This is a genomic window from Lentzea sp. NPDC054927, assembly GCF_053610285.1.
The window spans coordinates 1-19,255 of the sequence record NZ_JBSGXZ010000008.1 but is presented as its reverse complement, the minus strand read 5'-3'; the positions used below and the strand labels follow the sequence as shown (position 1 = coordinate 19,255).

General features: G+C 68.9%; 22 protein-coding genes. 12 read left to right on the top strand and 10 right to left on the bottom strand.

What is annotated here, in order from left to right; genetic code table 11:
- Positions 1 to 57: 57 nt before the first annotated feature.
- From ACWGE0_RS14765 to uraH, 6 genes are read right to left on the bottom strand one after another with little or no spacing between them, the layout of a single operon-like run.
- Positions 58 to 519, bottom strand: a complete 462-nt coding sequence (locus tag ACWGE0_RS14765) for a nucleoside deaminase (protein ID WP_452261422.1) — start codon at positions 517 to 519, stop codon at positions 58 to 60.
- Positions 520 to 544: 25 nt separating this feature from the next.
- Positions 545 to 2,731, bottom strand: coding sequence for a molybdopterin cofactor-binding domain-containing protein (locus ACWGE0_RS14760; RefSeq protein WP_452261421.1), 2,187 nt, complete (start codon positions 2,729 to 2,731; stop codon positions 545 to 547).
- Positions 2,728 to 4,080, bottom strand: coding sequence for an 8-oxoguanine deaminase (locus ACWGE0_RS14755; protein ID WP_452261420.1), 1,353 nt, complete (start codon positions 4,078 to 4,080; stop codon positions 2,728 to 2,730). The genes ACWGE0_RS14760 and ACWGE0_RS14755 overlap by 4 nt, the downstream gene beginning before the upstream one ends.
- Positions 4,077 to 4,538 (bottom strand): (2Fe-2S)-binding protein, encoded by a 462-nt coding sequence (locus ACWGE0_RS14750; RefSeq protein ID WP_452261419.1) that lies wholly within the window; start codon positions 4,536 to 4,538, stop codon positions 4,077 to 4,079. Before ACWGE0_RS14750 ends, ACWGE0_RS14755 begins: the two co-directional genes overlap by 4 nt.
- Complete coding sequence (locus ACWGE0_RS14745; RefSeq protein ID WP_452261418.1) at positions 4,529 to 5,389, bottom strand: FAD binding domain-containing protein; 861 nt, start codon at positions 5,387 to 5,389, stop codon at positions 4,529 to 4,531. Before ACWGE0_RS14745 ends, ACWGE0_RS14750 begins: the two co-directional genes overlap by 10 nt.
- A gap of 2 nt (positions 5,390 to 5,391) precedes the next feature.
- Positions 5,392 to 5,706: a hydroxyisourate hydrolase gene (gene uraH / locus ACWGE0_RS14740; RefSeq protein WP_452261417.1), complete on the bottom strand. Its 315-nt coding sequence runs from the start codon at positions 5,704 to 5,706 to the stop codon at positions 5,392 to 5,394.
- Positions 5,707 to 5,833: 127 nt separating this feature from the next.
- Between uraH and ACWGE0_RS14735 the strand changes: the two genes are divergently transcribed.
- From ACWGE0_RS14735 to ACWGE0_RS14680, 12 genes are all read left to right on the top strand, one after another.
- Positions 5,834 to 7,273: a PucR family transcriptional regulator gene (locus tag ACWGE0_RS14735; RefSeq protein WP_452261416.1), complete on the top strand. Its 1,440-nt coding sequence runs from the start codon at positions 5,834 to 5,836 to the stop codon at positions 7,271 to 7,273.
- 9 nt (positions 7,274 to 7,282) lie between these two features.
- Positions 7,283 to 7,588: a hypothetical protein gene (locus ACWGE0_RS14730; RefSeq protein ID WP_452261415.1), complete on the top strand. Its 306-nt coding sequence runs from the start codon at positions 7,283 to 7,285 to the stop codon at positions 7,586 to 7,588.
- A gap of 66 nt (positions 7,589 to 7,654) precedes the next feature.
- Positions 7,655 to 7,978, top strand: coding sequence for a hypothetical protein (locus tag ACWGE0_RS14725; RefSeq protein WP_452261414.1), 324 nt, complete (start codon positions 7,655 to 7,657; stop codon positions 7,976 to 7,978).
- Positions 7,979 to 8,028: 50 nt separating this feature from the next.
- On the top strand, positions 8,029 to 8,793 hold the full coding sequence (locus ACWGE0_RS14720) for a hypothetical protein (RefSeq protein WP_452261413.1): 765 nt from the start codon (positions 8,029 to 8,031) through the stop codon (positions 8,791 to 8,793).
- 123 nt (positions 8,794 to 8,916) lie between these two features.
- Positions 8,917 to 9,759, top strand: coding sequence for a helix-turn-helix domain-containing protein (locus ACWGE0_RS14715; protein ID WP_452261412.1), 843 nt, complete (start codon positions 8,917 to 8,919; stop codon positions 9,757 to 9,759).
- 250 nt (positions 9,760 to 10,009) lie between these two features.
- Complete coding sequence (locus tag ACWGE0_RS14710) at positions 10,010 to 10,192, top strand: hypothetical protein (protein WP_452261411.1); 183 nt, start codon at positions 10,010 to 10,012, stop codon at positions 10,190 to 10,192.
- On the top strand, positions 10,183 to 10,623 hold the full coding sequence (locus ACWGE0_RS14705) for an Imm1 family immunity protein (RefSeq protein ID WP_452261410.1): 441 nt from the start codon (positions 10,183 to 10,185) through the stop codon (positions 10,621 to 10,623). Before ACWGE0_RS14710 ends, ACWGE0_RS14705 begins: the two co-directional genes overlap by 10 nt.
- Before the next feature lie 101 nt (positions 10,624 to 10,724).
- Positions 10,725 to 11,636 carry a superoxide dismutase gene (locus ACWGE0_RS14700; RefSeq protein ID WP_452261409.1) on the top strand — a complete coding sequence of 304 codons (912 nt, stop codon included), beginning with the start codon at positions 10,725 to 10,727 and terminating at the stop codon, positions 11,634 to 11,636.
- A gap of 364 nt (positions 11,637 to 12,000) precedes the next feature.
- Positions 12,001 to 14,202: a nitrate- and nitrite sensing domain-containing protein gene (locus tag ACWGE0_RS14695; RefSeq protein ID WP_452261408.1), complete on the top strand. Its 2,202-nt coding sequence runs from the start codon at positions 12,001 to 12,003 to the stop codon at positions 14,200 to 14,202.
- Positions 14,199 to 14,633 (top strand): roadblock/LC7 domain-containing protein, encoded by a 435-nt coding sequence (locus ACWGE0_RS14690; protein ID WP_089913172.1) that lies wholly within the window; start codon positions 14,199 to 14,201, stop codon positions 14,631 to 14,633. Before ACWGE0_RS14695 ends, ACWGE0_RS14690 begins: the two co-directional genes overlap by 4 nt.
- Complete coding sequence (locus tag ACWGE0_RS14685; protein ID WP_452261407.1) at positions 14,633 to 14,998, top strand: DUF742 domain-containing protein; 366 nt, start codon at positions 14,633 to 14,635, stop codon at positions 14,996 to 14,998. The genes ACWGE0_RS14690 and ACWGE0_RS14685 overlap by 1 nt, the downstream gene beginning before the upstream one ends.
- Positions 14,979 to 15,563, top strand: coding sequence for a GTP-binding protein (locus ACWGE0_RS14680; protein WP_452261406.1), 585 nt, complete (start codon positions 14,979 to 14,981; stop codon positions 15,561 to 15,563). Before ACWGE0_RS14685 ends, ACWGE0_RS14680 begins: the two co-directional genes overlap by 20 nt.
- A 1-nt stretch (position 15,564) precedes the next feature.
- Here ACWGE0_RS14680 and ACWGE0_RS14675 read toward each other — a convergent pair whose 3' ends face one another.
- Genes ACWGE0_RS14675 through ACWGE0_RS14660 form a run of 4 tightly spaced genes read right to left on the bottom strand, consistent with a single transcriptional unit; the run spans position 15,565 to position 18,930 of the window.
- Entirely contained in the window at positions 15,565 to 16,275 is a 711-nt protein-coding gene (locus ACWGE0_RS14675) for a class I SAM-dependent methyltransferase (RefSeq protein WP_452261405.1), read from the bottom strand.
- A gap of 52 nt (positions 16,276 to 16,327) precedes the next feature.
- Positions 16,328 to 17,191: a 3-hydroxybutyryl-CoA dehydrogenase gene (locus ACWGE0_RS14670; protein WP_319970808.1), complete on the bottom strand. Its 864-nt coding sequence runs from the start codon at positions 17,189 to 17,191 to the stop codon at positions 16,328 to 16,330.
- Entirely contained in the window at positions 17,184 to 18,077 is an 894-nt protein-coding gene (locus ACWGE0_RS14665) for a reductase (protein ID WP_452261404.1), read from the bottom strand. The genes ACWGE0_RS14670 and ACWGE0_RS14665 overlap by 8 nt, the downstream gene beginning before the upstream one ends.
- 13 nt (positions 18,078 to 18,090) lie before the next feature.
- Positions 18,091 to 18,930 (bottom strand): IniB N-terminal domain-containing protein, encoded by an 840-nt coding sequence (locus ACWGE0_RS14660; RefSeq protein WP_452261403.1) that lies wholly within the window; start codon positions 18,928 to 18,930, stop codon positions 18,091 to 18,093.
- Positions 18,931 to 19,255 lie beyond the last annotated feature (325 nt).

The window sequence follows — 19,255 nt, the reverse complement described above, 5'->3', positions numbered from 1 at the left end:
AACGCCGGAACGCGTTTGTGCGATGCAGCTCCGGTCAGCTAGACAGGCTTTTGGCCGTCAGTAATCGATACGGGTTGCGAGTGACATCCACGCGGTAAACGGGGCGTTGTCCTCGCCTGTGGAGATCTGGTGCACGGGCAAGTCCCAGTCAGAACGGGGCTTGCTGAACAGTTCGTAGAACTCGCGGTCGTCGAACCCGGCCGCGGCCGCGTCGTGGCGGTCGGCGGCGTAGACGACCCTGTCCACCCGCGCCCAGAGCGCGGCGGACAGGCACAGGGGGCACGGCTCGCACGAGGAGATGAGCGTGCAGCCGGTCAGCCGGAAGTCGCCGACGACCTGGCAGGCCGCGCGAATCGCGACGACCTCGGCGTGGGCGGTGGGGTCGAGGTTCGGCGTCACCTGGTTCACGCCGGTGGCGATGACCTGGCCGTCGCGGACGATCATCGCGCCGAACGGGCCACCGCCGGAGGCCACGTTGCGGGTGGCCAGGTCGATGGTGGCGAGCAGATGTGCGTTCACAGCAGGAAACTCCCAAAAACAGAGATCAGGTACCGGTGAGGTGTTCCGGGCGGACCGGGACGCGGGTGAGCGCCAGGCCGGTCGCCGCGCGGATCGCCGCCACGATCGCCGGGGTCGACGAGATGGTGGGCGGTTCGCCGACGCCACGAATGCCGTAGGGGGCATGGGGATCGGCGAGCTCGAGCACGTCGATGCTCATCGGCGGCATGTCGAGCACGGTGGGAATGAGGTAGTCGGTGAACGACGGGTTGCGCACCTTGCCGCCGGAGGTCTGGATCTCCTCCATCACCGCGAGGCCGAGGCCCTGGGCGGAACCGCCCTGGATCTGACCCACCACGGCCTGCGGGTTCAACGCGCGACCCACGTCCTGGGCGCAGTCCAACGAGACCACGCGCACAAGTCCGAGCTCGACGTCCACGTCGACAACGGCGCGGTGCGCGGCGAAGCCGTACTGGACGTGCGCGTTGCCTTGTCCGGTAACGGGATCGAGCGACTCGGTCGCGCGGTGCCGCCACTCGGTGGTCTCGTCGATCACTTCCGAACCGATGTCGGTGCGGCCCGCCAGCCGGTCGCGCACGATCGCGCAGGCGGCCTTCACCGCGCCACCGGTCACGTAGGTCTGGCGCGACGCCGACGTGGAACCGCCGTTGCCGATCGTGGTGTCCATCGGCAGCACGGTCACGCGCTCGATGCCGAGCTCGGTCCGGACGATCTGCTGCATGATCGTCACCAGGCCCTGGCCGACCTCGCAGGCGGCGGTGTGCACGGCGGCGGCCAGCTCTCCGTTGACCATCGACACCCGCACCCGAGCGGTTGAGTAGTCGTCGTAGCCCTCGGAGAAGCAGATGTTCTTGATGCCGACCGCATAACCGACACCGCGCACGACACCCTCGCCGTGGGTCGTGTTGGACACGCCACCGGGCAGTTCGCGGATGTCGGACGACGTGCCGGCGGGCAACGGCTTGTCCTGCACCAGCTTCAGCAGCTGCGCGACGGGCGCGGCGGAGTCGACCACCTGACCGGTCGGCATCACGGAACCCTCGGTCATCGCGTTGCGCACCCGGACGTCGACGGGCGACATCCCGAGAGCCTCGGCCAGCTTGTCCATCTGGGACTCATAGGCGAAACCGGCCTGCACCGCACCGAATCCGCGCATCGCACCGCAAGGCGGGTTGTTCGTGTAGACGCCATAAGCATCAACGGTCACGTTGTCGACCTCGTACGGACCCACGCCCAGCGTCGCCGCGTTGGCCACGACAGCGGGAGTCGAGGACGCGTAAGCCCCACCGTCCAAGTACATGCGGGTACGAACGTAGACGAGCTTGCCGGTGTGGTCGGCGCCGTGCTCGTAGTACAGCACGGCCGGGTGCCGATGCACGTGACCGTAGAACGACTCTTCGCGGTTGTAGACCATCTTCACGGGCTTGCCCGTGTACAGGGCCAGCAGGCACGCGTGCACCTGCATCGACAGGTCCTCGCGGCCGCCGAACGCCCCGCCGACGCCGGACAACGTCAGCCGCACCTGCTCCTGCGGCAACCCCAGCGCGGCGGCGATCTGGTCGCGGTCGACGTGCAGCCACTGCGTCGCGATGTACAGGTCGACCGAACCGTCGGTGGCCGGCACCGCGAGCCCGGACTCCGGCCCGAGGAACGCCTGGTCCTGCATCCCGACCTCGTACCGGCCGGTGACCACGACGTCGGCCTGGACGTCCTGCGAGCCACGTCGAATCGGTACGTGCCGCACCAGGTTCCCGCCGGGGTGCAGCGGGGTGTCGTCGATGGCGGTTTCCATGTCCACCACGGGGTCGAGCACGTCGTAGGTCACGACGATCTTCTTCATCGCCCGCAGCGCGGTCTCCGGGTGGTCGGCACCGACGAGCGCCACCGCCTCGCCCTGATAGCGCACGATGTCGACCGCCAGCACCGGCTGGTCCTTGTGCTCCAACCCATACAGGTTGCGCCCCGGCACGTCCGAATGCGTCAGCACCGCGTACACGCCCGGCACCTTCAACGCCTCGGTGATGTCCACCGACGTGATGCGGGCATACGGGTGCGGTGAACGCAGGGTCGCGCCCCAGATCATGTCCTCGTGCCACAGGTCGGACGCGTAGGCGAACTCGCCGCGCACCTTGAGGTTGCCGTCCGGGCGCTGCGGCGACGTCCCGATGCCACCCGACACCGCGGAGGTGAGTTCGGCGGGAGTGAGGGTCATCGCGCTGCCTCCTGAAGCTTCAGACTGGCGGCGGAAAGATCACGCGCCAGCTCGTCGGTCGACGCCGTCAGCAGAACCCCGTCCCGCACCACGACCCGGCCGCCCACGATCAACAGTTTCAACGGCGGGGGAGTGCCGAGCACCAGAGCCGCCACCGGGTCCGCGATGCCCGCGTAGTCCATTCCGGACAGGTCCCAGACCGCGAGGTCCGCCACCTTGCCCGGTTCGATCGAGCCCAGCGCGTCCGCCCGGCCCAGCACCTGCGCGCCGCCCATCGTGCCCATCCACAACGCCTTGCGGGCGTCGAGAGCGCCCGGTCCGCCCCGCTGACGTGCCTGGTACAGCGCCGAACGCAGCTCGACGACCAGTCCACCGTCCTCATTGGACGCCGCACCGTCGACCCCGAGCCCGACCGGCGCACCCGCGTCCAGCAGGTCGCGCACCGGCGCGATCCCGGTGCCCAGCCGCCCGTTCGACGTCGGGCAGTGCGCGGAGCCCGTCCCAGTCGCTCCGATGCGCTTCACCGCGTCGGCGTTCAAATGCACGGTGTGCGCGAGCCACACGTCCGAGCCCAGCCAGCCGAGCTGTTCGGCGTACTCGGTCGGCGTGCACCCGTTCTCCGCCAGGCACTGCTCTTCCTCGTCCATCGTCTCGGCGAGGTGCGTGTGCAGCCGGACGCCGTGCCGTCGCGCCAATGCGGCCGCGCCGGTCATCAGCTCCTTCGACACCGAGAACGGCGAGCAAGGCCCCACCGCGACGCGAACCAGCGCGTCGTCCGCGGTCGAGTGGTAGTCACCGATCGCCTGCTCGGTCGCGATCAACGCGGCCTCGGTCTCCTCGACCAGGTTGTCCGGCGGCAACCCGCCGTGCGACTGGCCCCGGTCCATCGACCCGCGGATGGCCTCCAGCCGGATCCCGATCCGCCGTCCCGCCGACACCAGCGCGTTGAACACGTCGCCGCCACCGGACGGGAAGACGTAGTGGTGGTCCGCGGCCAGCGTGCAGCCCGTCAGCGCCAGTCGCGCCAACCCGGCCGAAGCCGCCGCGTGCGTCACCGAGTCGTCGAGGCCGCGCCACACCGGGTACAGCGTGGTCAGCCACTCGAAGAGCGTCGCGTCCTGGGCCAGCCCGCGCGTCGCCCACTGGTACAGGTGGTGATGGGTGTTGATCAGGCCGGGCGTGACCAGGCACGACGACGCGTCGACATAGGTGTGCGACTCGTAGGGCCGAGGCGCCGGACCCGAACCGACCGAGACGATCCGGCCGGCGTCGACGACGACGTGCCCGGACGCGTGCTCGGTTCCGGCCGAATCCACAGTGGACACCGCACAGCGGTCAAGAACGATCATCGGCGCGACGCCGCCAATCGCACAGCGTCCAGGATCTTCTCGTACCCCGTGCAGCGGCACAGGTTCCCGGCGAGCGCCTCGCGGATCTCCGGGTCGGACGGCGACGGCACGCGGTCCAGCAGGTCGTGCGCCGCGACCACGAGACCGGGCGTGCAGAACCCGCACTGCACCGCGCCCGCCTCGACGAACGCCTCCTGCACCGGGTCCAGCCGATCGCCCTCGGCCAGCCCCTCCACGGTGCGCACCTCACGGTCCTGCGCCTGCCCGGCCGCGACCAGGCACGCGCACACCGGCACGTTGTCCATGTACACCGTGCAGGAACCGCATTCGCCCTGCTCGCAGGCGTTCTTCGAGCCGGGCAGGCCGAGCCGCTCGCGCAGCATGAACAGCAGCGACTCGCCTTCCCAGACGTCGTCGGCCTGGCGCTGCTCGCCGTTGACCGTCACGTTCACGCGCATGCTTTTTCCCCGTCCAAGAGTTCCTGCCAGGCCCAGCCCAAAGTCCGGCGAGCCATCACTGCGAGCGCGTGCTTGCGATACGCCGCCGACCCCCGCACGTCGTCGATCGGCGACGCGGCCTGCGAGACCAGGTCCCCGAACTCGCGCTTCACCGAGTCCAGCAACGGCCTGGGGTTCTGGAAGTCCAGCTCCGCGGCCAGGAAAGCCTCGGCGTCGTGCGCCCGGCGCGGCGTGGGAGCGGCGGATCCGACGGCCGCGCCCACCCGGTTCTCCTCGGGGAACAGGGAGATCCCGAACGAGCACACCGCGATCACCATGGCGTTGCGCGTGCCCACCTTGGAGAACTGTTGTGGCCCCTTGGCAGGCGACAGGTGAACCGCGACGATCAGCTCGTCCTGCTCCAGCGCGTTCCGCTTGACCCCGAGGTAGAACTCGGCGGCCGGGATCATCCGCGTCCCGCGCACCGAGGCCACCTCGATCACCGCGTCGGACGCGAGCAGCACCGGGTGCGTGTCCCCGGCGGGGGAGGCCGCGCCGAGGTTGCCGCCGACCGTGCCGCGGTTGCGGATCTGCGGCGACCCGACCGTTCGGGCGGCCATGGCCAGACCGGGCAGTTGCGCGCCCAGTTCGTCGATGATCCGCACGTACGGGACGCCCGCACCGACCCGCAGCCCGTCTTCCCACCGCTGGAGCTCGGGAATCCGGGTCAGGTCGAGCAGCGCGGCGGGCCTGCGGTGGTCGAAGTTCAGCTCCACCATGACGTCCGTGCCACCGGCGATCGGCACGGCGTCCGGCCGGGAGGCCTTCAGCTCCAACGCCTCCGCAAGCGTTTCCGGTCGAAGGAAGTCCATCGTCAGCTACCTCGGTAGGTGGAGTAGGCGAACGGCGACAGCAGCAGCGGCACGTGGTAGTGCTGCGCCGGATCGGAGTAGTCGAACGTGAGCACGACCTCGGGGAAGAACGGCGCGGCCTCCGCCGTGTCGAACACCAGCCGGTACACCCCGGCCTCCAGGCCATCACCCCATCCGGTGATCCGGCCATCGGCGTTCGTCTCGGCGGACCCCACCTCGGTCCCGTCACGGCGCTGCAGCGACACGGCGATGCCCGCGAACGGCCTGCCTCGTGCCGCGTCCAGCACATGCGTGGAGATCGTCACTCGCCCTCCCATCTGGTTGTGAGCCAGTACACAGACCCAGAGGTCCGCACCTCTACGGCCGGACACATGAATCAGCAGGCTCCTACACGTAACGAATTTGTGCTTTCCTACAAACACGAATGGACGAAAGTGACCCCTCATGTTGTTGTTGCGGACGTTGCTGCAGATGCCGGAACTGCGCCTGAGCCTGCAAACCGGTGAAGACCAGCTCGATCGCACGGTCACCCGCGTGTACGGAACGGAGCTGCCCGACCCCAGCCGGTATCTGTCCGGCGGGGAGCTCGTGCTGTCCGGCCTGCTCTGGCACCACAGCCCGCAGGACTCCGAGACGTTCGTCCACTCGCTCGCCACGGCCCGGGTCGCCGGCCTGGCCGCGTCCGAGACCGAGAACCGCTCGCTGCCCGCCGATCTCGTCGACGCCTGCGTGCGCCACCACGTGCCGTTGCTGGAGGTGCCGGTCGACCTGTCGTTCGCGACGATCACCGAACGCGTGTCGATGGAGCTCGTCGGCCTGAGTCGCCACCGCCGGCTGTTGAACGTCGTCGCGGAGGGCTCCGGACTGCCCGCGTTGTTGTTGGCGGGCGGACACGAGCTGAACGCGCCGTGCTGGGTGCTGTCGACGGCCGGCCGGGTCGTGGCGGGCGGCGAGTTGCTGGAGCGGGTCACGCTGGTAAGAGAGTTCCTGCAGGCCGACCGGCTCCCGAAGACGGTCAGGGGCATGACGCTCGTGCCCGTCTCCGAACGCGGCGGCAACCGGCTCACCAGCTGGATCCTCGTCGTGGGCGGCGAGCCGCAGCAAGAGGCCGCCGCCGAGCTCGCGTCCCTGGTCGGGCTGGAACGCCTGCGCCAGGCCCAGGGCCGCCAGATCGAGAACCGGACCGCCGGACCGCTCGTCAGCGCGGTGCTGACCGGCTCGGCGGACGTCGAGTCACGGCTGGCGGCCGCCGGACTGGAGAACACCCGGCTGCGGGTGATCAGCGCCGTCACCTCCGACCAGCGAACGGACCTCGCGGCCGCGGTGCTGGAGGAGACGCTGCCGCAGGCGTTGGTGACGCCCGTCGGCGACACGGTCTACGCGGTCGCCAAGGCCGACGACTCGCTGCCGGACGACGTGCGCGAGGCGATGCGCGTGATGGAACCGGGCCTCGGGTCGTCCCGCGTCCTGATCGGTATCAGCTCGCCGGTCGAATGGCGTGGACTGCGTGGCGCCGCGGAGGAGGCAACGCACGCGCGCCGGCTCGGCGAACGGCGTGGCGGTCGCACGTGCGTGGTGGCGGGCGAGGAGATCGCGCTCTACCAACTGCTGCTCGCCGGGGTTCCGGAAGAGCTGCGGACGTCGTTGCGGCGAAGGCTGCTCGGCCCGGTGCTGGATTACGACGCCGAGCACGGGTCGGATCTCACCGGGACGCTGAAGGTGTTCCTGGACTGCTCCGGCTCGTGGACCGCGGCGGCGGCCAAGCTGCACGTCCACGTGAACACGTTGCGATACCGGGTGGGACGCGTGGAGGACCTGCTCGGCATCGACCTGGCGGAGTTCGAGGCCCGCGTGGACCTCTTCCTGGCGCTGCAGGCGGGGTAGCTTGAAGGGGTGGCCTTCGATCTGATGAAGGTGCTGCGCAGGCTTCGTCCCCCTGCCCCGGTGTCCGACCATCGGCCGATCGAACGAATCGCGGCCGACCTTCGTCGTGTGCGCCGGACGCTCGCCTCGTTCGAGCCGGGGACGTCGGCGGTCAAGAAGATCGCCGCTCGTCAGGCCTATGACGCGCTGCTCGTGCAGGCTTGTTCGGCATTGGAGGTCGAACACCGGTTGCGCCTTCTGCCGGAGGGGATGGACCGCGAGATCGAGCGGTTCCGGGTCGAGGAACGTCTGCGACGCCTCGGGTTGTCACTCTGACGGCTGATGTGGTTCGAGCCTTCAGGCTGATGTATCCGCGGGCTCCTTTTTCCTACCGTTCCCAACATGAAGACCGCCGCCTTAGTCGTGGGCCTGCTGCTGGCCGGAAGCACCGGCTGCGCGGCAGCGCCCAACATCCGCGTGGTGGTGGAGGGATCGGGCACGACGGATCAGCTCACCTACGCGTTTCCCGGCGAGGAGGAACGGACGCTGCGCAACCCCGACATGCCGTTCGAACGGATGGGCGCGCGCAAGGGGTGGGTGGCGATCAGGCTCGAGGGCGTGCACGGCGAGCTGACGTGCAAGATCATCATCAACGGCCGTCAGGTGAAGACCGCCACGTCCAACACGGGTGCCGCACTCACGTGCGATCACTCTATGGCTGTCTGACGCAAGACGAGGAAAGCCCGTAACTTCAACGTGTTGGGGAGGTACGGGTGATGAGTGACGTTTTGACGGGCACCACAGGCACCGCGGGCACCACCACAGGCACCATTCGCTTCCGGGGCTGGAACGAGGTTCCTCCGCAGTTCCGGCCACCGTCGCCGCCGCGGCACTTCGTGGGCAGGGACACGGAGCTGGCGGGCATCAGGGCTGGTGGGGTGACGGTGCTGAGCGGGCCCGGCGGGGTGGGGAAGACCGCGCTGGCGCTGAAGTGGTTGCAGGAGCGGCGATCCGGCGACCAGCTGTACGTCGATCTGGCCACGCAGGATCTCGATCAGCTGCTGCGGGCTTTCCGGCTCACCGGCGTGGGCGTCGACGAGCGAGCGGCGGTGTTCCGCAGCCTGGTGATCAGACGGCAGTTCACTCTTCTGCTGGACAACGTGGACTCCGCCGACCAGGTGATACCGCTGCTGCCCTCGTCCGGGACGGTGCTCGTGACGAGCAGGGTGAGGCTGAACCTCCCGCAGGCGCGGGAGATCGACGTCGAACCGCTCGCCGACGACGGGCGCATCGGGCAGTTGCTTGATCGGTCCTATGTGGAGCTTCCGGAACGGCAGGCGCGGCTCTACCGGCTGTGCGCGTGGGAGCCGGGCACGTTCGGCGTGCCGGTGGCGGCGGCGATCGCCGGGGAGTCCGACTGCGACGTCGAGGACGCGCTGGACGACCTGGTGGAGAAGTCGTTGCTGACCGAGGTCGGCGACGACGCGTTCAGGTTCCATGATCTCGTGCGTGCTCATGCGCGCACGAAGCGCTATCAATAGTAAATTGCACACACGGGCGTTTAACGGCATAGGGTTCTGATAAACGAGGAAATCCGGCGCTAAAGGGTTGTCCACACCGGGTGGTCCCATTCGGGAATCCGAATTGGTCATATCCTTCGCGGTATGCCGAAGGATTTCCGGGCCACGACGCTCGAACGCGCCATCGGGCGGCAGCTGGCCGGGTGGCGCAACGAGCGCGAGCTCAGCCTCACCGAGGCAGGCCAGCGCGTGGGCTTCAGCAGCGCCAAGCTGTCCATGATGGAGAACGCGGTGCAGCCGTCGGCGCCCGTGGACGTCATGGCGCTCGGTTACGTCTACAAGGTGCCCACTCCGGAATGGCAGGCCGTGGTGCTGCGCGCGCAGCACGCGGAACAAGTCCGCACGCGCGCGCTCGGCGCCGCGCTTCAGTTCGATCCGGCCGCGGACTTCGTGAATCTGGTGTTCGAGGCGACGTTGTTGCGCGTGTTCACGACAGACCTCGTGCCGGCCGTCTTTCAACTCGCCGGCTACACGAATGCCGCGATGCAGGCCGACGACCCGGTCCGGATCGCCCGGTACGCGATGGCGCGGGAGGCGTGGTCCAGCCGTCTCAAGGACAAGGACCCGTTGATCGTGCACGCGGTCTTCCCGGAGGCCGTGCTGCGGCAGGTCGTCGGCGGGCCGCGGGTGATGAAGGCGCAGCTGCTGCACCTGATGGAGGTCAGCGAACATCCGACGGTGAGCGTGCGGGTCGTGCCGCGCGGTGCCGGGGCGTATCCGGCGATGGGGTCGCCGTTCACGTTGCTGGGCTTCCCGCACCGCCAGCACAACGACGTGGCGTACCTGGAGACGTTCGTCAAGGGCGAGTACGTCGAGGAACCGGGTCTGGTCGAGCAGTGCGCGCAGCGGTTCGCGGGCCTGCAGCAGCTGGCGCTCGACACCGGGGAGTCGCTGGAGCTCATCGCCGAGGCCGCCGCTGAGCTGTAGAGATGTCGGCGAGGGCCTCAACAAGGTGCTCGACAAGGCGGTGGAGGCCGGCGCTGCGCTTCAAAGCGCCGCGGAGTGGGCAGAGGAAGCACGGGACCTTCTGAAGCCGGCCGCCGGCGGCAGCCTTCAAGCGGACAGCGCGGGAGGAGCTCGAACGGCGGTTCTATCGCAGAGAGCGACACGAGGAGGGCAGCCTCGGCCAGGTACCTCCGAGCACGTCGACCAATTGCGTCGAGGTCTTCCGCCGCCGGTGCAACCTCGATCGGGCCGGAAGACCCACGGGCGCTGGTTCACGGACGCCGAACAACACCTCCTCGGCATGGGCATACCTGGCACGCCGGTGACGGCCGCGGACGTGGAGATCAAGATCGCGGTCCACGGCCGGTTCATGACGAAGACCTACACAGGAGGGGCAGCAGCGTCGTGGAGCTAGAAATCTGGGGTGACGAGGGCACCGACGAAGCGACGCTGATCCGGACTTCCGCAGAGCTGGAGGCGCTCCTCGAGAGGGCACGGGGAGTTGACTACCCGATCTTGCTCGAAGTTCTCGACGCCGCTTCCCCGAACTGGGTGATCCTCAACGTGGGGCTGAACGGGGACCTCGGAGTGCTGCGGTACGCGGGCGGGGACCATCGCCGCGGCCTGTACAGCAGGAACCGGGAAACCGGGACTTCGCAGGCTGAAATAGTTTTGTACTACTACATGAACAGCGACAGCGAGTTTCCGGCAAGCGCCCAGTGTCCTGTTGATGTGGTGCTGCGAGCGTGCGTCGAGTTCATGGCGACCGGGGGAGATCTGCCTACCGGCGTGGAGTGGCAGCCGTGGCCCGAGTTGGCAGGCCGGGGCGCCACCGCCGAGCTGTAACGCCGCTGAGCTGTAGAGATGTCGGATTGCTGAGAAAACTCCGGTTCGGCCGCCACCTGGAGAAGGATCAGGGCGCACCCCAATCCGATGGAGGAGGCGGCATGTACCGCAGATTCGGTGTCCTGCTAGCGGCGGTTCTGGGCGTCACGCTCACCGCGGCCGCGCCGGCCACCGCAGACGGTTCGCAGCACGGTTCCAGGCAGTTCCCGACGGAGTTCTCCCTGCCCAACGGGTGGCAACCCGAAGGCATCGCGATCAGCGGCACCACGGCCTACTTCGGGTCGCGGGCCGACGGGTCGATCTACGCGGCGGACCTGCGCACCGGCAAGGGCAAGGTGCTCGCGAAGGGGCCGGGCACGCCGTCGCTCGGCATGAAGGTCGACGCGCGCAAACGGCTGTGGGTCGCGGGTGGTGTCGGTGGCGACGGACGCGTCTACGACACCCGCACGGGCGCGTTGCTGGCGACGTTCAAGTTCGCTACCGCGGACACGTTCGTCAACGACGTCGTGCTGACCGACAGGTCGGCGTGGTTCACCGACTCGCGCAAGGCGGTGCTGTACGAGGTGCCGCTGAACCTCAAGCCGCACCGGACCCTGGCACTGACCGGCGACCTCGTCGTCACGCCCGGCGCGACGAACCTCAACGGCATCGTCACCGGGCTCGACGGCGGCCTGCTCGCCGTGCAGAGCAACACCGGGCTGCTGTTCCGAATCGACGCACGATCGGGCATGACCACAAGTGTTAATTTGCACGGTCAAACACTCACGAATGGTGACGGTCTGTTGCGTGAGGGACGCCAGTTGTACGTGGTGCAAAACAGGCTGAACAAAGTCGCGCGCTACACCCTCAGTCGTGACGGCGCGACGCTTGCGGCGGAACGCACGGACCCGCGGTTCGACGTTCCCACGACGGTCGCCGCGTTCGGCAAACGCCTCTACCTGCCGAATGCCCGCTTCAGCACGCCGCCGACGCCGGAGACGACCTACAACGTCGTCGCCGTCGAACGGCCGTAGAACGAGCACGAGAACTAGCCCGTACGGGGGTTCTTGCCTTGTGAGAACCCTCGTACCGGGTGTTGCTCCGCTCACTCGACTGGGTAGCCTGCCAACCGCGTACTGCGTGTGATCGCTGTCATTGGGTAACGATGATCGCTACTTGTAACCTAATTTCAGCCGAAGGAGTGACTCGGGTTACCCGCAGCGCTAGCCGTGGGACACAGGAGACCGTGAGAGCGCTGTGAACGAGAAGAGCGGTTACACACCGACCAACCCCCGGACCATTCGGTCGCGGCTGGCCGGTGTTGTGGTCGTGCCCAGCGTGGTGCTCCTGGTCATGTGGGCCGTTTTCTCCTCTTACACCCTTTTTGACGGTATCTACATGCGGTCGATCGCGTCGAGCGTCAAGAACGCCGCGATCCCGTCCGTCGAGGCGTTCGTCGGGCTGCAGAAGGAACGTCAGCTGAGCCTCGAGCTGCTGAGCAAGGCGGGCGGGGTGGACCCGGCCGCGCTGAAGCGGCAGCAGGACGCGACCGACGAGTCGGTCCGGAAGATGAAGGACGCGTTCGCCGAGCTCTCGGCGAGCTCGCCGCAGGACATCGCCGACCGGATCAACGCGCTCAACTCCGTGCTGAACGAACTGCCGCAGCAGCGATCGCAGGTCGCGTCAGGCGCGGCGAACCAGCAGGCGGTCTACGACTACTACAACAGCCTGCTCGACGCGGGCGTGGCGCTGTTCTCCCGCCAGGCGCGGCTCGTGCCGGACGCGGAGTCCGGCCAGGCGAACATCCAGGCCGTGACGATCTTCCAGGCTGCCGACTGGATGTCCCGCGGCACCACGATCGGCTCGCGCGGGTTGCTCAACGGCACGTTCACCCCGGCCGAGCGCGTTGAGTTCGTGCGGCTCGTGGGTGCCTATCACTCGAGCATCGACTCCACGATCCCGTTCGCCTTGCAGCAGCCGCGCGCGCAGTACGACGAGTTGCGCACGAGCTCGGAGTACCGGACGTTGCTCGATCTCGAAGGCCGGATCATCAACAACGACACGGCCGTCACCGACCAGCAGTGGCGGGCGGCGGCGGGTCCGGTGCACGAGAAGCTCGTCGGGATCGCGGTCCGCCAGGTCGGGGACGCCGCCGACCTGGGCCTCGCCAAGGCCAACAGCCGGTTCACCGCCGTGCTGATCGGCAGCCTCATCGCGTTGCTCGCGGTCGTCGTCGGCATCGTGCTGGCGTTGCGCATCTCGAACCGGCTCGTGAGCAGGGCGCTGGTCACGCGGCTGGCGTCGTTGCGGGAGGACACGCTGCGGCTGGCGCAGGAACGGCTGCCGCACATCGTGGCGCGCCTGCGTGGCGGCGAGCAGGTGGACGTCCACCGCGACATGCCTCCGCTGGACTACGGCAACGACGAGATCGGCCAGGTCGCGGACGCGTTCAACACCGCCCAGTACACGGCGGTCGCGGCGGCGGTGAAGGAGACGCAGGCCCGTGAGGGCGTGAACCGGGTCTTCCTCGACATCGCGCACCGCAACCAGGGGCTCGTCCACCGCCAGCTCAAGATCCTCGACAAGCTGGAGCGGGAGGAGGAGCACCCCGAGCAGCTCGACTCGCTCTTCCAGCTCGACCACCTGGCGACGCGGGCCCGCCGCAACGCGGAGAACCTGATCATCCTCGCCGGCGAGCAGCCGGGCAGGCAGTGGCGCAAGCCGGTGCGGCTGAGCGACGTCATCCGCTCCGCGGTCGCCGAGACCGAGCAGTACGTCCGGGTCAGGGTCAACCCGGTGCCGGACCGCGCGCTGGTCGGGGTGGCCGTCGCCGACACCATCCACCTGCTGGCGGAGCTCGTCGACAACGCGACGGCGTTCTCCTCGCCACGCTCCGAGGTGATCATCCACTCCAACGCCGTGCCGCACGGGATCGTGATCGAGATCGAGGACCACGGGCTCGGCATGACGCAGGAGGAGCGACTCCAGGCCAACGCGAAGCTCTCCAACCCGCCGGACTTCGAGACGATGGCGTTCCGCGGGGAGTCCCGGCTGGGACTGTTCGTCGTCGCCAGGCTCGCCGCGCGGCGTGGCATCAAGGTGGAGCTGCGCGACTCGCCCTACGGCGGCACGGTCGCGTTGTGCGTGCTGCCGCCGAACATCGTCGCCCCGCACAGCGCCGCCGGTGACATCACCGAGACCACGCAGATGCCGGTGCGGTCGTTCCACGACCACCACCACGGCCACGTCGAGGAGCACCCGAGCTTCCCGCTGACCGTGACGCCCGAAGGACTGCAGGCTCTGCACGCGGGACTGAACTCCCTGGAGCCCCCAGCCGTTTCCGGAGCAGAAGCACCGGTGGAGGAACCGACCCCCGCGCCACCTCCGCAGGACGGGAAGGCCCCACTTCCCCGCAGGAAGAAGCGGCAGAACCTCGCGCCGCAGCTCATGCAGGCCGCGGACGAACCGCAGCACGCCGAGCCGGTGACCGGCGAAAGGCCGGCCGAGCGCATCCGAGACGGGCTCGCCGCGTTCCAGCGCGGTACCCGTGACGCCCGGCTGACCGACGACTGGAGATCAGAAGGAGCCCCCTCGTCATGAAGGACAACACCAGCCAGCACGGCGAACTGAACTGGTTGCTGGAGGACCTGATCCAGCGCGTGGTCGGCGCCCGTCACGCGGTCGTGCTGTCGGCGGACGGACTTCTGCTGGGCCGTTCGGCAGGGCTGTCGCGCGACGACTCCGAGCACCTGTCCGCGATGGCGTCGGCGTTCCAGTCGCTCGCCCGCGGCACGGGCAGGCACTTCGGCGGCGGCGCGGTGCGGCAGACCATCGTCGAGATGGAGCACGCCTACCTGTTCGTGACGGCGGCGGGGCATGGAGCGTGCCTCGCGGTGCTGGGCGAGGAGGACGCCGACATGGGCATGATCGCCTACGAGATGAACATGCTGGTCAAGCGGGTCGGCACCTATCTCTCGTCGGCCCCGCGCGCAGAGACCGCGACAGTCCCCTCGGCGCGTGAGTCGCGCTGATGACCGCGCGGGAGGACTGGTGGTACGACGAGGCCGCGGGGCCTCTCGTGCGGCCGTACGCCATGGTGCGCGGCCGCACCCGGCCGAACGCGCCTGATCTGCACCTGGTGACGCAGGTCCGTGCCTCCTCGTTTGCGTCCGACCAGACGTCGCTGACGGTCGAACATCGCGAGATCATGGCCCTGTGCGCACGCCCGTTGTCGGTAGCCGAGGTCGCCGCCTACCTCGACGTCCCCCTCATCGTCGTGAAGGTCCTGCTGTCGGACCTGATCGAGCGCGGTGACGTGCTCGTGCAGAACTCCTCCCCCCAGATTCCCGACCGGAATCTCCTGCAGGCCGTACTGGATGGTGTTCGTGGGATCTGACGTCCAGCTGACCGTGCCGACCGCGGTCAAGATCGTCATCGCGGGCGGCTTCGGCACCGGCAAGACCACCATGGTCGCGTCGGTGTCCGAGATCCCGCCGCTGCGGACCGAGGAACTGCTCACCGAGGCCGGTGTGCACGTCGACGACCTCGCCGGGATCGAGGGCAAGGACACGACGACCGTCGCCCTGGACTTCGGGCGCATCACCATCAACACGACCGTCGTGCTGTACCTGTTCGGCACGCCCGGCCAGAACCGGTTCTGGTTCATGTGGGACGAGCTCGCGACCGGTGCGATCGGCGCGGTCGTGCTGGTGGACACGCGGCGGCTGGACTCGTCGTTCCCCTCGATCGACTTCTTCGAGCACCGCGGGATCCCGTTCGTCGTCGCGGTGAACTGCTTCGACGGGTCGCAGCTGTACACGGTCGACGAGGTCAGGCACGCGCTGGACCTGGACGAGGCGATCCCGGTGGTGCTGTGCGACGCGCGGGACCGGGAGTCGTCCAAGACCGTGCTGGTCGGGCTGATCCAGCACTCGATGAACCGGCTCGAGGCAGCCGTTTAGTTCACCGGGTCAGCACGAAGAACAGAAAGCTCGGACTCGTGGTGAGCGCGGCGTAGTCCTCGGGAAACAGCTCGCGCGCTTCCGGCACCGGCAGGGGTTCGGCGATCTCACTGACGGTGAACCCGGCCGCGGTGAAGGCGTCGGTCATGGCGTGCAGCGGCCGGTTCCAGAACGACATCTCGACGGGTTCGCCGGTGTGATCCCAGGTCTCGGTCCAGTTGTAGGTCTCGAAGTAGTTGGTCCGGCGTCCCTCGGCGCGGTGAATCATGTGGATCACGAACGGGTGGTCCACCGAGACCAGCAGCCGCCCGCCGGGCACCAGCACCCTGTGCAACTCGGCGAGCGCGGGGTCCCAGTCCTCCAGGTAGTGCAGCACGAGTGACGCGACGACGTCGTCGAACGCGCCGTCGGCGTAGGGCAGCGGGGCGGCGAGGTCGGCGACCCTGAGGTCGACGTCGTCGCCGAGCCGGCGACGGGCCAGGTCCACCATGCCCGCGCTCAGGTCGAATCCGCTCACGGCGGCGCCTCGCTCACGCAGTTCGGCGAGGAGCGGCCCGGCGCCGCAGCCGGCGTCCAGGATCCGGCGTCCCGCCACGTCCCCGGCGAGCGCCAGCACGGCAGGCCGTTCGTAGTAGGCGTTCTGGATGTCGGTCTCGTTCGACTCGCTGTACGTCTCGGCCAGCTGGTCGTAGTCGTTGGTCACCCCAGGCATGTGATCAATACAAGCAGAAGGCCCGCTCCGGGGAGCGGGCCTTCGCGTCAGGTCACTTGGCGTAGTTGTGGAACCCGCGGCCGGACTTCTTGCCCAGCAGGCCCGCGTCCACCATGCGCAGCAGCAGCGGCGGCGGCGAGTACAGCGGCTCCTTGAACTCGTCGTACATCGACTCGGCGATGGCCTTCGTGGTGTCGAGGCCGATCAGGTCCGTCAGGCGCAGCGGGCCCATGGGGTGCGCGCAGCCGAGCACCATGCCGTTGTCGATGTCGTCGGCGGAGGCGAAGCCGGACTCGAGCATGCGGATCGAGGACAGCAGGTAGGGGATCAGCAGCGCGTTGACCACGAAGCCGGCGCGGTCCTGCGAGCGGATGACCTCCTTGTGCAGCGTCGCGCGCACGAAGGCCTCCGCGCGGACCTGGGTGGTGGCACCGGTCAGCAGGGACGGCACGATCTCGACGAGCTTCAGCACGGGCACCGGGTTGAAGAAGTGCACGCCGATGACCTGCTCGGGGCGCTGGGTCGCCATGCCCAGCTTCATGATCGGGATGGACGACGTGTTGGACGCGAAGATCGCGTCCTCGTCCTTCACGACCTTGTCGAGCGCGGTGAAGACGTCCGTCTTGATCTGCTCGTTCTCGGCGACCGCCTCGACCACGAACTGCCGGTCGGCGAACTCGCCGATGTCGGTGGTGAACCGGATGCGGCCCAGTGCGGCCTCGCGGTCGGATTCACTCAGCTTGCCCGACTTGACGCCCCTGGCCAGCGATGAGGCGATCCGCCCCTGCGCTGCGGCGGCCGCGTCCACGTTGACCTCGGCGACGATGACGTCGAGGCCGGCGCGGGCGCTCACCTCGGCGATTCCGGAACCCATGAGGCCGGAACCGACGACTCCCACTCGTTGAATGTCACTCACGGGCCCGATCCTGCCACGACCTGCTCGAAACGAGGTCGCGGAGCGTCTCCTGGACGGTGAGGGCGTAGTCGCCGACCGGTCGGTAGCCGAGTGCGAGAGCGGCGGACGTGTCCAGGACGAAGCCCCGGTGCCACGGGTGACGGCCGGCCTGGTCGTGGTCCAGCAGGATCTCGTGCCACTCGTGCCCGAGCGAGCGCGCGATGATCCGGGAGATCTCCAGGCCGTTCGGCGCGTCCGGGTCGGCCGCGTTCAGCACGCGCCTGCCGGGGTGCAGGGCGGCGGTCTCGATCAGCGCGGCGATGTTGGCCGCGGCGGACGTGTGGTCGACGCCTGTGCCGCGTGACGCCAGCACGACGACCTTGTTCCCGGCGAGCACCCGTTCGACGAAGTACCACTCGAGCGGCCGCTTGTTGCCGGGTCCGTGCACTTTGGACGGTCGCAGCACGGTGATCGGCAGGCCGCTGCCGAGCAACGTCCGTTCGGCGGCGACCTTGTTCGGCCCGTATCCCTCGCGAGTGAACGGGTCCGAGTCGAGTGGCGCGAGCGTCGGCTGGTCCTCGGTGACGGGGGCGTCGAAGCGCGGTGGCTCGGGAGAGTTCGCGTGGCGTCCGTGAGAGTCCGCGTACACGGCCTTGGCTGAGATCATCACGGTCGAGATGGCCTTGCGCGCCAACGGCACCAGTGTGCGGGCGTCGGCGGCCGAGTAGCAGAGGGTGTCCACGAGGAGGTCGGCGCCGTCGCCCATCGCGACGGCCAGGGCTTCGGGATCGCCGCGATCGACCTCACGGCCGGGAGCGTCGACGGTCCAGCCCGCCTGCCTCAAACGCCGAGCGGCGGCACGGCCGATGAGGCCCGTGCCGCCGAGGATCAACGCTCGTCTGCTCACTCGAGCAATCAGATCAGAGACCGAGGCCTTCGGTCAGGCCGCCGACGCCGTCGAGCAGGTCGAGGTCGGTGACGCCACCGAGCACGTCGCCACCGAGCACGTTGCCGACGGTGCCGTCGACGACGCCGTGGACGGTGTCGTGCACACCGCTGACCGGCGCGACGTCCGGGACGACCTCGTGGACCACGTCGGTGACGGTCGTGACGTCGGTGGTGACGGCGCCGAGCACGCCGGGCACGCCGTCGACGGAGACGACGTCGGTCACGCCGGTGACGGTGCCGAGGACGCCGTCGACGTCCGCCACACCGGCCACCCCGGTCACCGTGCCGAGCACGTCGCCGGTGTCGGCGAGACCCGTGACACCGGACAGGTCGGTGACGTTGCCGAGGTCCGTGACGCTGCCCAGGCCGGCCACGTCGCCCAGGCCGGCCACGTCGCCGAGGCCGGGGACGACGCCGGTGACGCCGTCGAGGGTGCTCGACACGTCGCCGAGGCCGGACAGGTCGCCGGTGAGGCCGTTGGCGGCGTCGAGGTTCGCGAGGCCCGTGAGGGCGTTGTAGGACGAGAGGCCGTCGACGTCCGCGATCGAGGCGGCGTCGAGCACCAGCGGGAGGATCTCCTGGACGTCACCGGGGGTGATGTCGCTCAGGCCGCAGGCGCTGAGCACACCTTCGGGGTCGAGGTCGAACGCCGACAGGGCCGCCGGGTCGTTCAGGAGGTTCAGGGCGAACTCCTGCAGCGTGGCCGGCTGGGCCTCCTGCGGCACGGCCGCCGGGGTAGCCGGGCTGGCCGGGGCGGTCGCCTCAGGCGCGGCGGGCTGAACGGGCTGCTGCGGGGTGGCCTGCTGCATCATGGAGTGGAGCTCCTACGGCGGTTCGGGGATGTCGCCACGAACCGTATTGAGATCAACATCCCCTGACATCGGGTGTGATCCCTAGGTTTCAGGCGGCCGAGATCCTTAGGGGCTGAAGGTCACCCGTTAGGGGATGTCGCACCTCGTTAGGGGCACCGAGTCCGCCCGCGGGCGCCCAGCGGCGGGGGGGGCGCGGGGGGGGCGGGGGGGGGGGCGGCGGCGGGCGGGGGGGGGGGGGGGGGGGGCGTTGCAGCACCGGCAAGGACAACGTCGCCGACCGCACGACAACGGCCATCTGCGACCACGGCACCTCATCGGCCAGGTG